Below are 21527 nucleotides of genomic sequence, written 5' to 3' on the forward strand. Positions count from 1 at the left end.
CAGCAACCTCTAAAATTTCCCCCGTGGATCCCTCTCTGTCTCTCTCGCCCCCGTCGCCCCAGGTCTGCGTCGTCGTGATCGGCTACAACGACGCCGCGCACGTCACGGACGCGGTGCGCTCGGCGCTCGCCCAGGGCCCCGCCGTCCGCGAGGTGATCGCCGTCGACGACTGCTCGACAGATGGCAGCGGCGAGCTGCTCGCCGCGCTCGCCCGGGAGGACCCGCGCGTCAAACCCATCCGCCGCGCCGCCAACAGCGGCGGCTGCGGCACCCCCCGCAACGACGGGATCGAGGCCACGACGTCCGCGTACGTGATGTTCCTCGACAGCGACGACGTGCTGCCGCAGGGTGCGGTGGACGCCCTCCTCAAGGCCGCGGCCCGGCACGACGCCGAGGTGGTCACCGGTCTCTGCGTACGCCGCGAACTGCCCTCCGGACGCGAGAGCCCCTGGCAGCCCATGCTCTACGCCAAGCCCCGGCTCATCGCACGGCCCGAGCTGCGCACCCGCCTGGTCCACGACACGCTCTGCGTCAACAAGCTCTACCGCACCGACTTCCTGCGAAGGCACACTCTCCGCTTCCCCGAGGGCCACTTCACGTACGAGGACTTCGTCTTCACGGCCCGCGTCCTCGCGGCGGGACCGCGCATCGCGCTGATCACGGACCCCGTCTACGTGTGGAACGTGCGCCGCACGGCGGCCAAGCTGTCGATCTCCCTCGACCGCTCGTCCATCGCCAACTGGCGGGACCGGCTGGAGGCCCACCGCCAGTCGGTCGAGATCCTCCGGGACGCACGGAGCGCCTCGGGCGACGCGGGCAAGCGGCTCGCTCGCGCCGCCCGCGCCAAGTTCGTCGACCACAGCCTGCGGATGTACGCGCGTGAGCTCACCACGCGGAGCCCGGAGTACCGCAAGGAGTGGTGGACGGCCACGCGCGCCTACCTCGCGACCTTCGACACGGCCGACCTGGACGCGGCGCCCGCGCCGGGCCGGATCATCGCCCGCGTGCTCCTCGCCTCCCCCGAGCCGCGCGACCTGACCCGTCTCCAGGAGGTGTCGGCCCGCCCCGCGCGCCTTTCACCTCCCTACGCCCACTCGCCCGACGGCACCACGCCCACCTGGTCCGACGACCTCCCCCAGGTGACCCTGGAACACCTCCTCGTACGTCCCATCCGTCTCCTCCCGCTGGCGGTGGACGCGGAGCTGCGGCCACGCGCGGGCGGCAGCCGACTCACGCTGCGACTGCACGAGCTGTACGGGCGGGTGGCGGACGCGGGTCCGACGACGGTGGACGTGGAGCTCGTGCCGAGGAACGCCGAGGGCCCCTCACTGCGCCGCACGGCGGCATTCGGCCCGGCGGATGCCGAGGGGACCTGGCTGACCGAGGTGGTCCTCGACCTGGGCTCGCTCGGCGGCGGCGTGTGGGACCTGCGGCTGCGCCTCCACTTCGCCGACGGCACGGCGCGCGAGACGACGGCACGGGCGGTGGCGGGCCCGCGTCTGCTGCGGCGCACGGCGCTGCCGTCGCGCCGGGGGATCCTGCTGGCCCAGCCGTACAGGACACAGGCGGGGAATCTGGCGGTGCGGCTCGCGCCGGGGCTGCGGGGAATGCTGGGGGTGGCGCGCAGGCGGCTGGCGCGATGGGTGAGCGGAGCCGGCCGCTGACGCTGCCCGTACACAGACCTCTGCGACACTGCACACCCACCCGAAACACCCACCCGAACTCACACGACACACGAAGGCTGACTGACGATGACCTGGCTGATCACCGGCGGTGCCGGCTACATCGGGGCACACGTGGTCCGCGCCATGACGGAGGCGGGCGAGCGGGCCGTGGTCTACGACGACCTGTCCACGGGCATCGCCGAGCGCGTCCCGCAGGGCGTACCGCTGGTGACCGGCTCGACGCTCGACGCGGAGCTGCTGTCCCGCACGCTGAGGGCGCACGCCATCACCGGCGTCGTGCACCTGGCGGCGAAGAAGCAGGTGGGCGAGTCGGTGGAGCAGCCGCTGCGGTACTACCACGAGAACGTGGAGGGACTGCGGACCCTGCTGTCGGCAGTGACGGAAGCCGGAGTGACGTCGTTCGTCCTCTCCTCCTCCGCGGCCGTGTACGGCATGCCGGACGTGGACCTGGTGACGGAGGAGACCCCCTGCCTCCCGATCAACCCGTACGGCGAGACGAAGCTGGCGGGCGAGTGGCTGCTCCGCGCGACGGGCCTGGCGCACGGCCTGTCGACGGCGTCTCTCCGCTACTTCAACGTGGCGGGCGCGGCCAGCCCCGAACTGGCCGACACGGGCGTCTGCAACCTGATCCCGATGGTCTTCGAGAAGCTCACGGAGGGCGAGGCCCCGCGCGTCTTCGGCGCGGACTACGCGACGCCGGACGGCACGTGCGTGCGCGACTACATCCACGTGGTGGACCTCGCGGAGGCCCACGTGGCGACGGCCCGCAAGCTGGCCACCGCACCGAGCGGCACCGACCTGACGCTCAACATCGGCCGCGGCGAGGGAGTCTCGGTCCTGGAGATGGCCACCCTGATCAACGAGGTCACGGGCTACGACCTGCCACCCACCGTGGCCCCCCGCCGCCCCGGCGATCCCGCCCGAGTGGTGGCATCGGCGACCCGCATCGCCACGGAGCTCGGCTGGTCGGCGAAACGGGACGTGCGCGAGATGGTGACGTCGGCGTGGGCGGGGTGGGTGCGGTCGCATCCGGGGGCGGACCGCAAGTAACGCCCGCCCACCGGCACGACCGCCCGCCCTGGTGACGGACGACGCCGGGGCCGACAGCCCTCGCGACGGACGCCGGCGAGACCGCCGGGACCGACCGCCCGGACGGCGCCCCGACGGACCGGACGACGTGGGGGTCGGCCGACCGGCCGACACCGGGACCGACCGCCCGGCCGACGCCCCGACCGACCCACCCGACGCCGACGTACCGACCAGACGTCGCCCACCGACCGCGACCCACCACGCCTCGCCCCCTGGCACGACCGCCGGCCCCCGCGACGAACCGCGTCCGACCCGGCCGACCGGCCACCCAGCCGACCCGGCCGACCCAGCCGATGCAGCCGATGCAGCCGATGCAGCCGACCCAGCCGACCCAGCCGACCCAGCCGACCCAGCCGATGCAGGAAACTCCCGCCGAACCGTTGCCCAGGCGGTCGCAGCTTGGGACTTTCCTGCGAATCTCCCCTCTTCCCCTCTTCCCCTCTTCCCCTCCTCCCCTCCTCGCCCCTCAGCCCTCACCCCCTGTTCAAATACGCCAGCACAGCCAGCACCCGCCGGTGCCCGCTGTCGTTCGGCGGCAGGCCCAGCTTCGCGAAGACGTTGCCGACGTGTTTGCTCACCGCCCGGTCCGACACCGTCAGCGCCGTCGCGATCGTCCCGTTGTCCCGCCCCTCCGCCATCAGCTGGAGCACCTCACGCTCCCTGGGCGTCAGCGAGCCCGCTCCAGCGCGTCGAGGAACTCGTCGACCCGGCCCACCCGGTCCTTCAGGAGGTAGCCGACGCCGTCACAGCGCCCGGAGCGCCGCCGCCGTAGCCGATGCGAGGCTGCTCAGATAGCCCTCGGGCAGCTCGGCCCGTACCACCACGGACCGCCAGTAGAGCGGCCCCGACACCAGGTCGAGGGCAAGGTCCTCGTCCACGCCGTCCCGCACCTCCCCCCGCGCCACGGCCGCCCGCACGATGCCGTTCGCCACCCCGTGCTGCCCCTCGCGCAACGCCTTCTGCATGGCCTCGGCGATCTCCGGGTTGCGGGCCGCCTCCGCCTGCAGATCAGGGATCACCTGCGAGGCCACGGGGTGCCGCAGGGCGCGCGACGTCACCTCGTACAGCAGCCGCAGATCGCCCTCCAGGGAGCCGCTGTCCGGCATCGGCAGGCCCTGGACCGCTATCGCCGACACCAGGTCGAGCACGAGATGCAGCTTGGAGCGCCAGCGCCGGTAGACGGCGGTCTTGCCGACGCCCGCGCGGCGCGCGATGCCCTCGATGGACATGCGCGCGTACCCGACCGCCGCCAGCTCCTCGAAGACGGCGGCCCTGATGGCCTCGGTCACATCCTCGCGGAGCACCGCGGCCCCCGCGGGCGCCCTGCGGCGCGGCTGCTCACGCGGCTGTTCATCTCCTGGCCTGCTCGTCGTCATGCGGACAGCATAGAACGTGACGACGATACGGTTGCGTTCCGACGTCACATAGTCCTACTCTCGACGTTGCGACGATACGGGTCCGTCCCGACGTAAGCGCCCGTGCGCAACCCGTACGCGCTCCATGGCTCCCGAGTGAAAGCAGCGGACGTGAGTCAGGTCATCGACACTCCACCCCGCCCCGCGGCCCCCGCGACCCCCGCACCCGGCCCCGCCGAGCTCGCCGCCCGGCACGGCCTGACCGTCAGCGGCGCCCGCCCCACGCTCCCCGCGTACGTCCGGCAGCTGTGGCAGCGCCGCCACTTCATCACCGCCTTCGCGACCGCCAAGCTCACCGCCCAGTACAGCCAGGCGAAGCTCGGACAGGTCTGGCAGGTGATGACGCCGCTCCTGAACGCGGCCGTCTACTACTTCATCTTCGGCGTGCTGATGAACACCAAGCACGACGTCCCGGACTACGTCCCGTTCCTGGTCACCGGCGTCTTCATCTTCACGTTCACGCAGAGCTCGGTGATGGCCGGCACCCGCGCCATCGCCGGCAACCTCGGCCTGGTGCGCGCCCTGCACTTCCCGCGGGCCGCGCTGCCGGTCTCCTTCAGCCTGCAGCAGCTCCAGCAGCTCCTGTTCTCCATGGGCGCGCTGGTCGTGATTCTGCTCTGCTTCGGCGTACCGCCGAGCCTGTCGTGGCTCCTGGTGGTCCCGGTCCTGACACTGCAGTTCACGTTCAACACGGGCCTGGCCCTGGTGATGGCCCGCCTGGGCAGCAAGACGCCCGACATCGCCCAGCTGATGCCGTTCGTGCTGCGTACGTGGATGTACGTCTCCGGCGTGATGTGGAGCATCGACGCGGTCCTCAAGGACCAGCACCTGCCGCACGCGCTCCAGGCCCTCCTGGAGTGCAACCCGGCGGCCATCTACATCGACCTGATGCGCTTCGCGCTCATCGACAGCTTCCAGGCGGACCAGCTGCCGCACCATGTCTGGGCGTGGGCGGTGGGTTGGGCGCTGCTCGCCGGCGTCGGCGGGTTCATCTACTTCTGGAAGGCAGAGGAGACGTACGGCCGTGGCTGACACCAGGAATGACCGGGCTGACACCAGGAATGACCGGAACGACAAAGCCCCCACCGTCATCGTCGACCAGGTCGACATCGTCTACCGCGTCCACGGCGCCGGCGCCACCGCGGGCCGCGGCAGCGCGACCGCCGCCCTGGGCCGCATCCTCAAGCGCGGAAAGGGGGGCACGGACGGCGGCGACGGCGCGGAGTCCGGCGTACGCAAGGTGCACGCCGTCAGGGGGGTCTCCTTCACCGCCCACAAGGGCGAGGCCATCGGCCTGATCGGCACGAACGGCTCGGGCAAGTCGACCCTCCTGAAGGCGATCGCCGGGCTCCTGCCCGTCGAGCACGGCCGCATCTTCACCGACGGCCAGCCCTCCCTGCTCGGCGTGAACGCGGCGCTGATGAACGACCTCACCGGCGAGCGCAACGTCCGCCTCGGCGGCCTGGCGATGGGCATGAGCCGCGAGCAGATCCAGGAGCGCTACCAGGACATCGTGGACTTCTCCGGCATCAACGAGAAGGGCGACTTCATCACGCTTCCGATGCGTACGTACTCCTCCGGCATGGCGGCCCGGCTCCGCTTCTCCATCGGCTCCGCCAAGGACCACGACGTCCTGCTCATCGACGAGGCCCTGGCCACCGGCGACCGTTCCTTCCAGAAGCGCTCGGAGGCCCGTATCCGCGAGCTGCGCGAGCGCGCGGGCACGGTCTTCCTGGTCAGCCACAACAACAAGTCGATCCGCGACACCTGCGAGCGCGTGCTCTGGCTGGAACACGGCGAGCTGCGCATGGACGGCCCGACGGAGGACGTCCTGAAGGAGTACGAGCGGTTCACGGGCGGCAAGAAGTAGCCGCCCGTCGCACCGCTCTCCCTCCTCACCGCTCCAGGAAGAGGAACAACTCCTCCCAGCGCCGCACGACTTCGCCCGTCGTGTAGCGCTGGATGTTCACCCTGGCCAGCTCCCCCATCCGGTCCCGCAGCTCCTTGTCGGACATCAACGTGTCCAGCCTGCGGGCCAGTTCGCCGGTGTTCCCGAGCCGCGCGAGCAGCCCGTCCACTCCGTCCTGGACGATCTCGTGCACGCCCGGCGCACAGTCGAAGGCCGCGCACGGCACCGCCGTGGCCATCGCCTCCATCAGCGCGAGCGGGAAGCCCTCGCCCCGTGAGGACTGCACGAACACCGATCCGCCGCGCAGCGCTCCCGGCACGTCGCTCGTCCGGCCCATCCACTCCACCGAGCCGTCGAGGCCGAGGGCCGTGCACTGCTTCTTGAGTATCTCCTCGTCCTCGCCGGAGCCGTAGATCCGCAGCTTCCAGTCCGGGTGCAGCGGCGCGACCTCCGCCCAGGTGTCGAGGAGCATGTCGATGCCCTTCTGGTCGTGCAGGCGGCCGATGCTGGTGACGATCTTCTCGGTGCGTCGCGAGGGCACCTCGGGCATGAACGGCAGTGGGTTCGGCATGAAGGACGCGTTGTCCATGCCCTGCCTGATCCACAGGTCGGCGTCCTCGCGGGTCAGCGCGAGCATCCGGTCGATGTCCTTGTAGTGCTTGCGCACGCGCCCGAAGCGCGAGCACGCCCGCGAGTAGGCGAACGACTCATGGCTCATGCCGATGACCAACATGCCGGTGGTGTCGGCGAGTTCGACCCACTCCATCGCCCACACCTGCGTGACGATGACGACGGCTCCGGGCCCGGCCTGCGCGAAGAGCGCGGTCATCTTGGCGGCCTGCTCGTGCATGCCCTGCGCGCGCCGGGTACGCAGCCGGTGCTCGGCCACGTTGAGCCGGCCCCTGATGCCGCGCGCGGGACCGACGCGCGGCGGGTGCTCGTCGTACAGCGTCGTGGTGGGGTACGGCAGGTCCGTGCCGACGTCCTGCGGGACGCCGGGCTCGGTGATGCCGATGACGTGCACGCGGTGTCCGCGCTCGACGAAGAGGCGGGCCATCTGGTGGGACCAACTGGTGATCCCGCCCAGCTCGTTGACGCTGTTGGAGACGAAGAAGATGTCCCGCGTCCGCTGGGCCGTCCGGATCGCTGCTGCCTGACTCACTTGCCGCTCCAGTGCGAGAAGAACTGATCGACGACGCTCTTGGCGGCATCGCCCCGGTCGTACTCGGCGAACTCGGCCACGAACCGCTGACGGGCGCCCGCGTGTTCGAGGGCCTGCTCGTCCAGCGCCTTCAGCGCCCCGAACAGCTCGTCCTCGGTGTCGACCACGGGGCCGGGAGCCCGTTCCCGCAGGTCGAAGTACGTCCCTCGCCCTTCGTGCACGTACTCCTCGTAGTCGTAGGTGAAGAACAGCATCGGCCGGTCGAGGAGTGCGTAGTCGAACATCACGGACGAGTAGTCGGTGATCATCGCGTCGGCGAGCTCGTAGAGCGGTGTGACGTCGTGGTGGGCGGATACGTCGATGACACGTCCGCGCACGGACGGCGGGAGCACCACGTGATTCAGATAGTGCGAGCGCACGAGCAGCACATACCGGTCGCCGAACTCCTCCGCGAACCGTTCGACGTCGAAGGGCAGTTCAAAGCGTCCGTGCCGGCCGCCGTGCCGGCGGAAGGTGGGCGCGTACAGCAGCACGCGCTTGTCCTCGGGTATGCCCAACTCCGTTGCCAGTGGGCCGCGTTCGCGTACGCCGCTCGCGTCCTCGGCCCGCTTGGCCCGCACCAGCGCGTCGTTGCGCGGGTAGCCGACCCTGAGCAGCACCTTCTCCTTCAGGCGCAGCGCCTTCGCCAGGGTGCGCACATCGTGCTCGGAGCGGATCAGGAACCGGTCGAAGCGGTCGAGGACGCGCTGCTGCTCGTCCTGCTGCGGCTTGCTGCGCAGCTTCCACGCGGGCTCGTCGAAGCCCATGCGCTTGAGCGCGGAGCCGTGCCAGGTCTGGATGTACGTCGTCTCGGGCCGCTTGGTGAGCTTGAGCGGGTAGCTCTGGTTGTCGACCCAGAACTCGGCCTGCGCGAGGGCCCGCAGGTAGGGCAGCGACCAGCGCCGCACCAGTGTCGCGTCCCGCGGAAAGCCCTCCGGACTCCCCGTGTAGGACCACACGGCGTCGAAGTCGAGGCCCTGGCGCCGCATCTCCTCGTAGATCGCCCGGGGGCTGTCGCTGTACTGCTTGCCGAGGTGGCTCTCGAAGACGACCGTGCCCTTCCTCACCGGCAGACGGCTGAACACCTCGTCGTACACGCGCAGTTTGCTCTGCGCGGATGTGAGGTCCTTGCGCAGCTTCTTGGCCTTGCGGAAGCCGGACTTGGCGAGGCGCCCCGGCACGCCGTGCGTCCCGCGGGCCACCAGGTCCTGGATCCGGTCGCCCGCCGTGTCCCGCGTGACGAGCCGGAAGGCGAGGTGCCCGCGCTGCGAGACCTCGGGCTCCATGTGGTCGGCGACGAGACGGGTAAGGCGCGGCCGCACCGGAAGCCTCCCCTCGGCGAGCCCCGGGTCGCACGCGGTGAGCCGCGTCCTGGTGCGCACGCCGTCGGCGGTCAGATGCAGGCGTACGTCCCAGACCGCGTCGACGACGCCGAGCGGGCGAAGGCGTCGCGCGAGGTCGACGGAGGCCTCCCAGACGAGGGCGTCGCCCTCGTGGCGCACGGCGGTGACCGGGAAGCGGAAGGTCTGCAGGCTGCGGCGGCGCGCGCTGAACTCCAGCTCGGCGGTGAGCACGGCGTCCGGTCCGACGACGCCGAGCGGGTTGGTCACGCGGCCCGCCATGCGGACGGTCCCCGCCGACTCCTCGTACCGCGTCAGGACGTTGCGCAGGAACATCTGGTCGAGGCGCTTGCTGTGATAGCCGAGCGCGGTCACGTCCAGGACCTGGCGGCCGAACGGGTCATCGAGGTGTTCGGCGCACCAGTGCACGCGCCCGTCGCGCTCGGCGAGCGGTGAGGAGATCTTGTCGCGGTTGGTGAGGGTGTCGACGGCGGGCAGCAGGTTCTCCCAGTCGCCCTGCTCCAGGAGGTAGCCGCAGATGGCCTGAATCGTCTGTACCTCGTCGTACGCGGCGCGGTCGAGCCCGGCGAGATAGCCGCGGGCGAGCCCGGCGAACTCCTGCCGGAAGGACGCGTCGCGGAACGGCAGGTCGCGCAGGTGGAGCACCAGGTCGTGCTTGAGGAACTTGACGTCCTTGGCGAGTCGCAGTTCGTCGAGGCCGCGCTCCGCGAGCAGCGCGTCGATCCGCCGGTGGATCTCAAGACGGTGCTCGAAGTTGGTCATCTCGTGACGCCGGTTGGTCACGGACTTCGCGGCGGCCCGCTCGTGGACGTGCCAGAAGTAGACCTGGTTGGGTATGAGGGTGATGCGCTCGGCGGCGAGGTAGGCCTCGGCGATGAACATCAGGTCCTCGTAGAACATGCCCTTGGGGAAGCGGAGGCTGTTCTCGACGAGGAAGTCGCGGCGGTAGAGCTTGTTCGTGGAGAGCGTGTCCCAGACGAACAGGTCGGGCAGCTCGGTGACGGACTCCAGGGTGCGGGTCGTCGCGTAGAGCCAGGGGTACCACCGGTCGCGCTTCTTGTTGCGGGTGTCCATGGACAGCCGTACACAGAGCCCGGAGACGATGTCGGAGCCGTCGCGCTCGGCGGCTTCGAGGAGGTTGCGGCAGGCGTTGCGCTCCAGGACGTCATCGCTGTCGAGGAACATCACATGGCGTCCGACGGTGTGCCCGATGCCGACGTTGCGGGGCTCACCGCCCGCGCCGCTGTTCTCCGGCAGCTGGTAGGCCCGCACCCGCTCGGGGTGCTCGGCGGCCAGCTCCTGCGCCGTCTCGTACGAGCCGTCCGTGCTGCAGTCGTCGACGATGACGACCTCGATGCCGTGCAGCGTCTGGTCGAGCACCGACTGCACGGCGGTCGGCAGCCGCTCGGCGTCGTTGTAGACGATCACCACTACGGACACATCGGGTCGCGCCTCCGGCGTCCCCCGCTCACCTATCGCTCCCATGCGTCCCTCCAGTCAGATGCCAGCTCATCCTACTAATTATCGCTAATGCCCGATTGGCGCTCTTCAGGGGGGTGTGAACGGCCTAGTACCGATACGCGAAAGGGGCGCCCCGAGCCGGTCGGCTCGGGGCGCCCCTTTCGGCGTACGACGGACTATGTGTGGGTCCGCAGCAGCGTCCTCATCGTCCGCATGGCCACCGACAGGTTCGCCAGGTCGAAGGCGTCCGAGCTCTGGATCTCGTCCAGCGTCGTCCGCGACCGGCTCAGGATCGCCGCGTTCTTCTCCTCCCAGGCCTTGAAGCGCTGCTCGGGAGTGTCCTCGCCGTTCCCGACGGCCAGCACGTCGGCCGTCAGGGCGGCGTGCGCCGCGTACAGGTCCTCGCGGATCGACGCACGCGCCATCGACTGCCAGCGATCGGCCCGCGGCAGCTCGATGATGCGGTCCATGAGCTGGGTGATCCGCAGCCGGTCGGCGAGGTCGTAGTAGACCTCGGCGACGGCCATCGGGTCCTTGCCCGTGCGGTCGGCGATCGCCACGATGTCGAGCGACGGGAAGGCCGAGGAGAACCCGGCGACGCGCTGGGCGAGCTCGTCGGGAACGCCCTCGCCCACCAGCTCGTCGCGGATGCTCTGGTACCACTCCTGGTCGGAGCCGCTCAGCAGCTTCGGCAGCTCGGTCCAGACCTCGGCGACACCCGCGCTGAAGAAGTCGATGGTCTCGGCGAGCTGGAGCGGCTGCGGCCGGTTGTTGAGCAGCCAGCGCGTGCCGCGCTCGACGAGGCGGCGCGAGTGCAGCCGGACCCGCGTCTGGACATCCGCCGCCACCACGTTGTCGAGCGCCTCGACCGCGTCCCAGACCTTGCTCAGACCGAAGATCTCGCGGGCCGCGAGCTGCGCCCTGACGATCTCCTCCAGGGAGGCCCCTGTCTCCTCACGCAGACGGTGCAGGAACGTCGAACCACCCGTGTTCACCGTGTCGTTGACGAGCACCGTGGTGACGATCTCACGGCGCAGCGCGTGCCCGTCGACCTGCTCGGGGAACTTCTCCCGCAGGGCCTTCGGGAAGTAGGCGTGCAGCAGCCCGCGCAGGTACTCGTCGTCCGGCAGCGTCGTATGGATCAGCTCGTCGGCCGCCGTGATCTTCGTGTACGCGAGGAGCACGGCGAGCTCGGGCTGGCTGAGCCCGCGGCCGGAGTTCAGGAGCTCACGGATCTGCCGGTCGGTGGGCAGGAACTCCAGGGCCCGGTCCAGGTGACCGTCGCGGCCCAGGCGGCGCAGGAAGCGCTGGTGGGCGTGGAGGAGGGAGGGGGACTGGGCGACCGCGTTCGACAGGGCGGTGTTCTGCGCGTAGTTGTTGCGCAGGACCAGGGACCCGACCTCGTCCGTCATCGCGGCGAGGAACTTGTTGCGCTGCTTGACGGTCATGTCGCCGGCTCCGACGACCGCGTTGAGCAGGATCTTGATGTTCACCTCGTGGTCGGAGGTGTCCACGCCCGCGCTGTTGTCGATGGCGTCGGTGTTGATGCGCCCGCCGTCACGCGCGAACTCGATACGGCCCAGCTGGGTCAGACCGAGGTTGCCGCCCTCGCCGACGACCTTGACGCGCAGGTCCGCGCCGTTCACGCGGATCGAGTCGTTCGCCTTGTCGCCGACGTCGCTGTCCGACTCGGCCGACGACTTCACGTACGTACCGATGCCGCCGTTCCACAGCAGGTCGACGGGCGCCTGGAGGATGGTCTGCATCAGGTCGGCCGGGGTCATCTTGCCGATGCCCTTTTCGATGCCCAGGGCCTCGCGGATGTGGGCGTTCAGCTGGATCGCCTTGGCGCTGCGCGGGAAGATCCCGCCGCCCGCGGAGAGCAGCTCCTTGTTGTAGTCGGCCCAGGAGCTGCGCGGCAGCTCGAAGAGGCGACGGCGCTCGGCGTACGAGGTCTCGGCGTCCGGCCGCGGGTCGATGAAGATGTGCCGGTGGTCGAAGGCGGCGACCAGGCGGATGTGCTCGGAGAGCAGCATGCCGTTGCCGAACACGTCACCGGACATGTCGCCGACGCCGACGACCGTGAAGTCCTCGGACTGGGTGTCGGTGCCCAGCTCCCGGAAGTGCCGCTTCACGGACTCCCAGGCGCCGCGGGCGGTGATGCCCATGCCCTTGTGGTCGTAACCGGCGGAGCCGCCGGAGGCGAAGGCGTCACCGAGCCAGAAGTTGTACGACTCGGCGACCTGGTTGGCGATGTCCGAGAACGTCGCGGTGCCCTTGTCGGCGGCGACGACGAGGTACGTGTCGTCCTCGTCGTGCCGGACGACGTCCGCCGGGGGCACGACCTCGCCCGCGACCAGGTTGTCGGTGATGTCGAGCAGCGCCGAGATGAACGTCTTGTAGCAGGCCACGCCCTCGGCCAGCCACGCGTCGCGGTCGACGGACGGGTCGGGCAGCTGCTTGGCGACGAAGCCGCCCTTGGCGCCGACGGGCACGATGACGGTGTTCTTCACCATCTGCGCCTTGACCAGGCCGAGGATCTCCGTGCGGAAGTCCTCACGCCGGTCGGACCAGCGCAGACCACCGCGGGCGACCTTGCCGAAGCGCAGGTGGACGCCCTCGACGCGCGGCGAGTACACCCAGATCTCGTACGCCGGGCGCGGCGCGGGGAGGTCGGGGATGGCCTGCGGGTCGAACTTCATGGAGACGTAGTTGTGCGGCTTGCCGCCCTCCGCCTCCTGGAAGAAGTTGGTCCGCAGCGTCGCCTTGATGACGGTGAGGAAGGACCGCAGGATGCGGTCCTCGTCCAGGGACGCGACCTGGTCGAGCGCGCCGTCCAGCTCCTCCAGGAGGCCGTCGGTCAGCTCGGTCCCGGCGCGCTGGCGGTCCGGGGACATCCGCGCCTCGAAGAGCGAGACGAGCAGCCGGGTCGTGTGGACGTTGTTGCGGAGGGTGTCCTCCATGTAGTCCTGGCTGAAGGTGGAGCCGGCCTGGCGCAGGTACTTGGCGTAGGCGCGAAGGACCATCGCCTGGCGCCAGTTGAGCCCGGCGCGCAGGACGAGCGAGTTGAATCCGTCGACCTCGGCCTCGCCCGTCCAGGCGGCGGAGAAGGCCTCCTGGAAGCGCTCGCGGCCGTCGTCGCCCAAGTAGTCGCCGTTGCCGTTCTGCGACTTGGGCAGGCGGAGGCCGAAGTCGTAGATCCAGGCGTTCGTGCGGTCCGTGCAGCGCAGCTCGTAGGGCCGCTCGTCGGTGACCTCGACGCCGAGGCGCTGGAGGACCGGCAGGACGGCGGAGAGCGAGACCTGCGCGCCGGATCGGTAGATCTTGAAGCGGCGCTCACCGGGGGCGGCGCCCACCGGCTCGTACAGGCTGAGCGCGAAGTCCTCGTGCCCGTGCTTGAGCTCCTCCAGGTGCTGGAGGTCGGCGACCGCCGCGCGCGGCGTGTGGTCGGCCTTGTAGCCCTCGGGGAAGGCGCCCGAGTAGCGACGGAGCAGCTCGGCGGCGCGCTCCTCGCCGCACTCGGCGGTCAGCGCCTCGCCGAAGCCGTCGGCCCAGGAGCGGGCCGCCTCGACGAGCCGGGACTCGATGCGGTCGGTATCGGCGTCGGTGAGCTGCGGAAGCCCGCCGCCCGGCGCGACGCGGACCACGAAGTGCAGCCGGGAGAGGATCGACTCCGTGTTCCACGCGGTGAAGTCGACGCTGGTGCCGCCGAGCTCCTCCTTGAGGATGTCGATGATCCGCAGGCGCACGCCGGTGGTGTAGCGGTCACGCGGCAGGTAGACGAGGGCGGAGTAGTAGCGGCCGTACTCGTCCTTGCGCAGGTACAGCCGCAGCCGTCGCCGCTCCTGGAGGTAGAGGACGGACGTGACGATGGCGCGCAGCTCGTCGGGCGGCGTCTGGAAGAGCTCGTCGCGGGGGTAGGTCTCCAGGATCTGGAGGAGATCACGCCCGTCGTGGCTGTTGGGCGAGAAGCCCGCGCCCTTGAGGACTTCCTGGACCTTGCGGCGGATGACCGGCACGCGGCGCACGGACTCGGTGTACGCGGCGGACGAGAAGAGACCGAGGAAGCGGCGCTCACCGACGACATTGCCCTCGCCGTCGAACTTCTTCACGCCCACGTAGTCGAGATAGCTGGGCCGGTGCACGGTGGCACGGCTGTTGGCCTTGGTGAGCACCAGGAGCTTGTGCTCACGGGCCTTCGCTCGCGCGTCCGCCGGCAGTCGGCTGAAGGAGGGGCTGACCGGATGGTCCTCCTCCCCCTCGTGCTTCGGGTCGGCGCGCAGGATGCCGAGACCGGTGCCGGGCACCGCGGCGAGAGAGTCGTCGTCCGTCAGGTCGTACTCACGGAAGCCGAGGAAGGTGAAGTGGTTGTCGGCGAGCCAGCGAAGGAGCTCGCGGGCCTCGTCGACCTCCTGGTCACGCAGGTCGTCCGCGGTCGGCTCGGTGGGGAGCTCGTCGGCGATGCGCAGCGCGGCGTCGCGCATCTTCTCCCAGTCCTCGACGGTCTCGCGTACGTCGGACAGGATCCGGAGCAGATCGACGCTGATCTGCTTCAGGTCCGCGCGGTCGGTCTCGCGGTCCATCTCGACGTGGATCCAGGACTCGGTGACGGCGTCGTGCGGACGCTCCGTACCGGGTGCGGTGAGGACTTCGAGCAGCTTGCCGGTCAGGTCCCGTCGTACGACGACCTGGGGGTGGATGACGACATGGATTCCGCGCCCCTGCCGCGAGAGCTCGTTGGTGACCGAGTCGACCAGGAAAGGCATGTCGTCCGTGACCACCTCGACGACGGAGTGGCTGCACGTCCAGCCGTTCTCCTCGACGGTCGGGGTGTGCACACGGACGTTGGCCGTGCCCTGCGGGCGGTTCTCGGCCAGCCGGTAGTGGGAGAAGGCTGCTCCGAAGACGTCGACCGGGTCGCGGTCGGCGAGGTCCTCCGGGGCGGTGTGCAGGTAGTAGCGCTGGAGGAACGCGAGGGCCGTGTCCTCGTCAGGAGTGGCCCCGTCGCCCTTCGACCCGGTCGGTGCCCCATTGGGTAGGCGGCCACCGGCCGGGCTGTTCTCAGCTACCCGGGCCGCCCGTGTGAGCAGCTCGGCTTTGGCTTCGTCCAGCTTGGTCTGCATTGTCCTCTGACTCCTGTCGCGCGCCGTTGCGTGACGTATAAGGAAGTGATCCGGCGTAACGCCACGACGCGGGGTCTCCGGTCGAAGTCGACGTTATGCCGCGGTGATAGATGGGCGGGCGGTTATCCGCCATTTTCAGCGGTTTCGCTGACCGATGGCCGGGATGATCTGGCCGGCCGCACCGCGAAGAAGCGTCAGCGACGCCCCGGGCACGGATGTCCTCCGTGTTCCCCGGGCGCAGGGCGGGGGCGTACACGCCCCCGCGGGATATCGCGCTGATCACGGGACAAGGCTATCGCCCTCCACCCGGGAGTCGTCATGAGCCGTATGTGTACAAAAGCAGGGGTGGAACTTTGACACTCTGCACAGAGACTTTCGCGCCACTTGTCGGCGATGGCCCCTCTCTCCGGACCGGTGGACCTCTTGGCAAACCGGACGGGCGGATGCACGTTGAGCGGGACGGACGGACAGCGCGCGACGGGCGGCCCGGTCCATGGACGACGGTCCGCCCACGAGTGGGAGCGAGCACCGAGATGGCAGCCAAGATCCTCATAGTGACCGGCGACGCAGCGGAGTCACTCGAAGTCCTCTACCCCTTCCAGCGGCTGCGCGAGGAGGGGTACGACGTCCACATCGCCGCCCCCGCCCGCAAGACACTGCGGTTCGTGGTGCACGACTTCGAGCCGGGCTTCGACACATACACGGAGAAGCCGGGCTACACCTGGCCCGCTGACCTCGCCTTCTCCGAGGTCGACCCGGGCCAGTACGTGGCTCTGGTGATCCCGGGCGGCCGGGCCCCTGAGTATCTGCGCAACGACCCGGAGCTCCGCAAGATCCTCAAGTCCTTCTTCGACGCGGACAAGCCGGTCGCGCAGATCTGCCACGGCCCGCTCCTGACCGCGGCGATCGGCGGCCTGAGCGGCCGCAGGGTCACGGCGTATCCGGCCCTGGAGCTGGACATGCAGACGGCGGGCGCGACCTTCCACGACGCGGAGGTGGTGGTCGACGGCACGCTGGTCTCGGCCCGCGCCTGGCCGGACCACTCGGGCTGGATGCGGGAGTTCCTGACGGTGCTGCGGGCGAAGGCGCCGGTGACGTAGGGCGGGTACGGATACCGCTCAGGCGGCCAGCCGCTCGGCGACATCCACGGCCTCGGCAAGGCTGTCGACCACGGGAACGTCGACCCCGACGGCCTCCAGGCTGGCCCGGCTGTGGGAGCCGCCGGTGTAGAGGACGGCCTGGGCGCCCACGTGCGCGGCGGCCACGGCATCGTCGACGGCGTCCCCGATGACGACAATGCGCTCGGCGGCGGTGACCCCTTCGAGAGCGGCGAGGTGGCGCACCATCCGCTCGGCCTTGCCCGCGTGCGAGGTGTCGGTGCGGCCGTCGATGCGCACGAAGTGCTCCTCGATCCCGTGCCGCCGCACGATCGGCACCAGGTGCTCGTGCGGCGCGAGCGAGAGCAGCGACTGCGTACGCCCGGCCGCCCGCCGGTCCGCGAGCAGCTGGGCGGCACCGTCGGCAAGCCCGCAGGCTGCGGCCCGCGCCCAGTAGTGCTTGTGGAACACGGCGTCCATGACCTGCCACTCGGCGTCGGTGGGCAGTCGCCCCATGAGCCGCTCGTAGAACAGGGGTACGGGAACGCAGTAAAGATCGCGGTACCGCTCGAGCGTGATCGGCTCGAGCCCGATCTCCTCGAACGAGGCGTTGGTGGACTCGATCACCGCATGAATGTCATGCAGCAAGGTCCCATTCCAGTCCCACACGATATGCGCCCCACGCGCCGGCTTCCCCATGAGAAAACGGTACCCGCCCTGAGGGCGGGGCCCGCCCAGAATCGGATACGGGGCAATCGGGCGGGCGGGAAGGCTCGTTCGTCCAGGATCGGATGCAGGGTGAACGGGCGGGTGGGCGAGAAGGCTAGTTCGTCCAGGGAGAGCTGCGGGGTACTCCATGGCTCCAGCCCCGCAGGGAACCCTCAGGCGATCAGCCCAGGAATCTCCTGCGTCGCGAACCACAACAGCTCGTGGTCCTCGACCCCACCCCCCAGGAGCCCCGCAGCAACATCCGCCTCAGCCTCCTCCGCATCCACATGCACGGCGGCGACCTTCTTCAACGGCAGCACCCCGTCGACCCGTACCTCACCAAGCTCACCTACGGGCGCCCCCTGCTCAAGCGCGCCGTCCGGCACATCCGCGGCTAGCACGACCCGGCGACGAGCCGCCCCCGAGTCGCCGGCAAGCAGCCCCAGCGAAGCCGCCGCCGCCTGGCTCAGGGCGACGTACTCCAGCTCCTCGGTGTCCTCGGAGCCGCACCACTCACGCAGGGCGGGCGTCACGGCATAGGCGGTCAGCGGCCCCGGCGCCAGCTCGCCCGCCTTGTGCACCTCGGCGAGGCGGCTGAGGGTCAGGGGAACGTAGACGCGCATGACGGCCCGCTTTCACAGTCGGAAGCACAAATTCACAGTCGGAAGCACAGATCCTGAAGGCACCGGACAGCACCCCAAGGCGCCGGCCAGGCACAGAACAGAGCCCCCAGAATACGTCCGGGAGTCCCCCTTCGAGCTGCCCCCCACACCCGCCCCCCGCGTCACCCCGCACCCCCGCCCTTCACCCGGCACACCCCAACGCCCCCAAGGATCCAGTGACCCCCGATCACCCTGATAGGTGACTCCCCCGGCCCACACCCCCCGCACCCGCGGCCCCTTGCACCCCCCGCCCCGCCCCCCGTACAAGATCTCCGACGGAAGTTACTCACCGGTACCGGTGCCGCGGCCACGGCCACCCCCACGGCCACCCCACCGGAACCACGACGCCGGAGGCAACACGGAATGCACAAGGTGATGACCAGGCCCCGCCCCCGCCCGGCAACCACCCACCCCCCGGGCCGCACAGACCCCCGCCGCCCCACGGCAGCACGTACCCCACGGACGCCCACGCGCCCCCTCAGGACCCCGCCCCAGCCCCCACCGCACCCCACGGAGCTCTTCACCGAGCGGCTGCTCCTGGTCCTCAGCGGCCAGAAGCCGGTCCACTGGGCGGCACGCCACATCGCCCACACCGCCTTCGACGACCTGACCCGCCTCGCCGAGCGCACCCCCCTGAACGTGAACGGCCGCCGCCCCACGATCCACCGCATCGGCCACTACGAGCCCCGCCCCGGCGTCTACGAGGTCTTCGCGAGGATCGGCGCGGGCCCCGCCCTCAGGGCCCTGGCGTTCCGCCTGAGCCTCGGCGCGGACCAGAGGTGGCGCTGCACAGCCGTGGAGGTCGGCCCCCCGCCCCCCTGACAGCGCGAAGGGCCGGACACACCCGTGCCCGGCCCCACGTCACGGCAACCGCCGGCAACGCCGACACACCGCCAAAGCTCAGCGCAGCGTCACTTCTTGCGGCGACGCCCACCCTTCTGAGCCTTGCGCCGCTCCGCCCGCGTCATCCCGTCCGACTCGGACCGCATACCCGCGTCCTCGGTCTCGAAGTCACCCTCGTCGACCCCGCCCTCGGCGTTCGGCGCCTGGAAGTGGAGACGGTCGGGCCGCTGCGGAGCCTCAAGGCCCTTGGCGCGGATCTCGGGACGGCCGCCACCGGCGGGAACGGCGTCCTTCTTGTCCAGGGAGGCCCCAGCCTCGGCCGAGTCCGTCACCGGAACCTCCTCGACCTGCTGCTCGACCTGGACCTCCAGGTTGAACAGGTAGCCGACGGACTCTTCCTTGATGCCGTCCATCATGGCGTTGAACATGTCGAAGCCCTCGCGCTGGTACTCGACCAGCGGGTCCTTCTGCGCCATGGCGCGGAGGCCGATGCCCTCCTGGAGGTAGTCCATCTCGTAGAGGTGCTCGCGCCACTTGCGGTCGAGCACCGAGAGGACGACGCGTCGCTCCAGCTCACGCATGATCTCGGAGCCGAGCTGCTCCTCACGCGCCTCGTACTGCTGGTGGATGTCGTCCTTGATGGACTCGGAGATGAACTCGGCGGTCAGACCCGCGCGGTCGCCCGCGTCCTCCTCGAGCTCCTCGATGGTGACCTTCACCGGGTAGAGCTGCTTGAAGGCGCCCCACAGCCGGTCCAGGTCCCACTCCTCGGCGAAGCCCTCGGCGGTCTCCGCCGCGATGTACGCGTCGATCGTGTCGTCCATGAAGTGCGTGACCTGCTCCTGGAGGTTCTCGCCCTCCAGGACGCGGCGACGCTCGCCGTAGATGACCTCGCGCTGGCGGTTGAGGACCTCGTCGTACTTCAGGACGTTCTTGCGCGTCTCGAAGTTCTGCTGCTCGACCTGCGACTGGGCGGACGCGATCGCGCGCGTCACCATCTTGTTCTCGATCGGCACGTCGTCCGGGACGTTCGCCATGGCCATCACGCGCTCGACCATCTGGGCCTTGAACAGGCGCATCAGGTCGTCGCCGAGCGAGAGGTAGAAGCGGGACTCGCCGGGGTCGCCCTGACGGCCGGAACGACCGCGCAGCTGGTTGTCGATGCGGCGCGACTCGTGGCGCTCGGTGCCGAGGACGTAAAGCCCACCCAGGCTCTTGACCTCCTCGAACTCCGCCTTCACGGACCGCTCGGCCTTCTCCAGGGCGGCGGGCAGCGCCGCGGCCCACTCCTCGACGTGCTCGACGGGGTCGAGGCCGCGCTGGCGCAGCTCCGCCTCGGCGAGGTCGTCGGGGTTGCCGCCGAGCTTGATGTCCGTGCCTCGTCCGGCCATGTTCGTGGCGACGGTGACGGCGCCCTTGCGACCGGCCTGGGCGATGATCGGCGCCTCACGGTCGTGCTGCTTGGCGTTGAGCACCTCGTGCTGGACGCCACGCTTGGAGAGCTGCTGGGAGAGGTACTCCGACTTCTCCACGGAGGTCGTGCCGACCAGGATCGGCTGGCCCTGCTCGTGCTTCTCGGCGATGTCGTCGACGACGGCTGCGAACTTCGCGACCTCGGTGCGGTAGATCAGGTCCGACTGGTCGGCGCGGACCATGGGCCGGTTCGTCGGGATCGGCACGACGCCCAGCTTGTAGATCTGGTGGAACTCGGCGGCCTCGGTCATGGCCGTACCGGTCATGCCGCAGAGGCCGGGGGTTTCCTTGCCGTCGTGGTCGTGACGCTTGTAGAGGCGGAAGAAGTTCTGCAGGGTGATCGTCGCGAGCGTCTGGTTCTCGTCCTTGATGTCCACCCCTTCCTTCGCCTCGATCGCCTGGTGCATGCCCTCGTTGTAGCGGCGGCCGGCGAGGATACGGCCGGTGTGCTCGTCGACGATCATGACTTCGCCGTCGATGACGACGTAGTCCTTGTCCTTCTTGAAGAGTTCCTTGGCCTTGATGGCGTTGTTGAGGTAACCCACGAGCGGCGTGTTGACCGACTCGTAGAGGTTGTCGATGCCCAGCCAGTCCTCGACCTTGGCGACACCGGACTCGTGGATGGCGACGGTGCGCTTCTTCTCGTCGACCTCGTAGTCCCCGGTCTCCTCGATGCCCTTGAGGGTGTTGCCCGCCTCGCCCTTGGTGAGACGGGTGACCAACTTGGCGAAGTCGCCGTACCACTTGGTGGCCTGGTCGGCGGGGCCGGAGATGATCAGCGGCGTACGGGCCTCGTCCACGAGGATCGAGTCGACCTCGTCGACGATCGCGAAGTTGTGGCCGCGCTGGACCAGTTCGTCCTTCGCCCACGCCATGTTGTCGCGCAGGTAGTCGAATCCGAACTCGTTGTTCGTGCCGTACGTGATGTCGCTCGCGTACTGCTCGCGGCGCTGGGCCGGCGTCATGTTGGCGATGATGCAGCCGACGGACAGACCCAGGAACTTGTGGACGCGGCCCATCATCTCGGAGTCGCGCTCGGCCAGGTAGTCGTTGACCGTGATCAGGTGCACGCCCTTGCCCGACAGGGCGTTGAGGTACGCGGGGAGGGTGCCGACGAGCGTCTTGCCCTCACCGGTCTTCATCTCGGCCACATAGCCGAGGTGCAGCGCCGCGCCGCCCATCATCTGGACGTCGTAGTGCCGCTGGCCGAGGACGCGCTTGGCGGCCTCACGCACCGTGGCAAAGGCTTCGGGGAGGAGGTCGTCAAGGGTCTCGCCGTCGGCGTAACGCTCCTTGTACTCCTCGGTCAGCGCGCGCAGCTCGGCGTCGGAGAGGCTGACAAAGTCCTCTTCGATGGAGTTGACCTGGTCCGCGATGCGGTGCAGCTTGCGCAGGATCTTGCCTTCGCCTGCACGCATGATCTTCGAGAGGACGGACACGGGGGTTGGTCTCCTTGCCGGTCGGGCCTGGCATGGTCGGTTTACTCATAGGGCAACGGCC

Annotated in this window: 13 protein-coding genes and 1 pseudogene; 6 read left to right on the forward strand and 8 right to left on the reverse strand. The window is 69.7% G+C overall.

Annotated features, from left to right (window positions below):
• Positions 1-23: 23 nt before the first annotated feature.
• Together ACZ5WE_RS06445 and galE are read left to right on the forward strand one after the other, a co-directional pair.
• Positions 24-1664: a glycosyltransferase family 2 protein gene (locus ACZ5WE_RS06445; protein WP_467694881.1), complete on the forward strand. Its 1641-nt coding sequence runs from the start codon at positions 24-26 to the stop codon at positions 1662-1664.
• Between the two features lie 87 nt (positions 1665-1751).
• Positions 1752-2735: a UDP-glucose 4-epimerase GalE gene (gene galE, locus ACZ5WE_RS06450; RefSeq protein ID WP_467694879.1), complete on the forward strand. Its 984-nt coding sequence runs from the start codon at positions 1752-1754 to the stop codon at positions 2733-2735.
• Between the two features lie 512 nt (positions 2736-3247).
• Here the strand turns inward: galE and ACZ5WE_RS06455 are convergent.
• Both ACZ5WE_RS06455 and ACZ5WE_RS06460 read right to left on the reverse strand, forming a co-directional pair.
• A pseudogene (locus ACZ5WE_RS06455) lies at positions 3248-3528 on the reverse strand (response regulator transcription factor); the annotation flags it as partial.
• Positions 3518-4150, reverse strand: a complete 633-nt coding sequence (locus tag ACZ5WE_RS06460; protein WP_467694877.1) for a TetR/AcrR family transcriptional regulator — start codon at positions 4148-4150, stop codon at positions 3518-3520. The pseudogene ACZ5WE_RS06455 and the gene ACZ5WE_RS06460, both read right to left, overlap by 11 nt.
• Before the next feature lie 150 nt (positions 4151-4300).
• Here ACZ5WE_RS06460 and ACZ5WE_RS06465 point away from each other — a divergent pair, with 150 nt between their 5' ends.
• Positions 4301-5221 carry an ABC transporter permease gene (locus ACZ5WE_RS06465; RefSeq protein WP_467694875.1) on the forward strand — a complete coding sequence of 307 codons (921 nt, stop codon included), beginning with the start codon at positions 4301-4303 and terminating at the stop codon, positions 5219-5221.
• On the forward strand, positions 5214-6059 hold the full coding sequence (locus tag ACZ5WE_RS06470) for an ABC transporter ATP-binding protein (protein WP_467694873.1): 846 nt from the start codon (positions 5214-5216) through the stop codon (positions 6057-6059). The genes ACZ5WE_RS06465 and ACZ5WE_RS06470 overlap by 8 nt, the downstream gene beginning before the upstream one ends.
• Positions 6060-6084: 25 nt before the next feature.
• On the opposite strand, the gene ACZ5WE_RS06475 is transcribed toward ACZ5WE_RS06470, so the two are convergent.
• The 3 genes from ACZ5WE_RS06475 to ACZ5WE_RS06485 all read right to left on the reverse strand — a co-directional run bounded on the left by ACZ5WE_RS06475 (position 6085) and on the right by ACZ5WE_RS06485 (position 15244).
• Positions 6085-7260, reverse strand: a complete 1176-nt coding sequence (locus ACZ5WE_RS06475; protein ID WP_467694871.1) for a glycosyltransferase — start codon at positions 7258-7260, stop codon at positions 6085-6087.
• The gene (locus ACZ5WE_RS06480) at positions 7257-10145 is read right to left on the reverse strand and encodes a bifunctional glycosyltransferase/CDP-glycerol:glycerophosphate glycerophosphotransferase (protein WP_467694869.1); all 2889 of its coding nucleotides are present in this window, start codon (positions 10143-10145) and stop codon (positions 7257-7259) included. Before ACZ5WE_RS06480 ends, ACZ5WE_RS06475 begins: the two co-directional genes overlap by 4 nt.
• Positions 10146-10297: 152 nt before the next feature.
• Positions 10298-15244, reverse strand: coding sequence for an NAD-glutamate dehydrogenase (locus tag ACZ5WE_RS06485; RefSeq protein WP_467694867.1), 4947 nt, complete (start codon positions 15242-15244; stop codon positions 10298-10300).
• A 533-nt stretch (positions 15245-15777) separates the two neighbouring features.
• Here ACZ5WE_RS06485 and ACZ5WE_RS06490 point away from each other — a divergent pair.
• Positions 15778-16344 carry a DJ-1/PfpI family protein gene (locus ACZ5WE_RS06490; RefSeq protein WP_467694865.1) on the forward strand — a complete coding sequence of 189 codons (567 nt, stop codon included), beginning with the start codon at positions 15778-15780 and terminating at the stop codon, positions 16342-16344.
• An 18-nt stretch (positions 16345-16362) separates the two neighbouring features.
• On the opposite strand, the gene ACZ5WE_RS06495 is transcribed toward ACZ5WE_RS06490, so the two are convergent.
• The gene (locus tag ACZ5WE_RS06495; protein ID WP_467694863.1) at positions 16363-17040 is read right to left on the reverse strand and encodes an HAD family hydrolase; all 678 of its coding nucleotides are present in this window, start codon (positions 17038-17040) and stop codon (positions 16363-16365) included.
• Between the two features lie 182 nt (positions 17041-17222).
• Positions 17223-17672: a DUF6912 family protein gene (locus tag ACZ5WE_RS06500; protein WP_467694861.1), complete on the reverse strand. Its 450-nt coding sequence runs from the start codon at positions 17670-17672 to the stop codon at positions 17223-17225.
• Positions 17673-18086: 414 nt separating this feature from the next.
• Here ACZ5WE_RS06500 and ACZ5WE_RS06505 point away from each other — a divergent pair, with 414 nt between their 5' ends.
• Complete coding sequence (locus ACZ5WE_RS06505; protein WP_467694859.1) at positions 18087-18533, forward strand: Rv3235 family protein; 447 nt, start codon at positions 18087-18089, stop codon at positions 18531-18533.
• A gap of 89 nt (positions 18534-18622) precedes the next feature.
• Here ACZ5WE_RS06505 and secA read toward each other — a convergent pair whose 3' ends face one another.
• Positions 18623-21466: a preprotein translocase subunit SecA gene (gene secA, locus ACZ5WE_RS06510; RefSeq protein WP_467694857.1), complete on the reverse strand. Its 2844-nt coding sequence runs from the start codon at positions 21464-21466 to the stop codon at positions 18623-18625.
• Between the last annotated feature and the right edge of the window lie 61 nt (positions 21467-21527).

The organism is Streptomyces sp. NPDC033180, assembly GCF_055577645.1.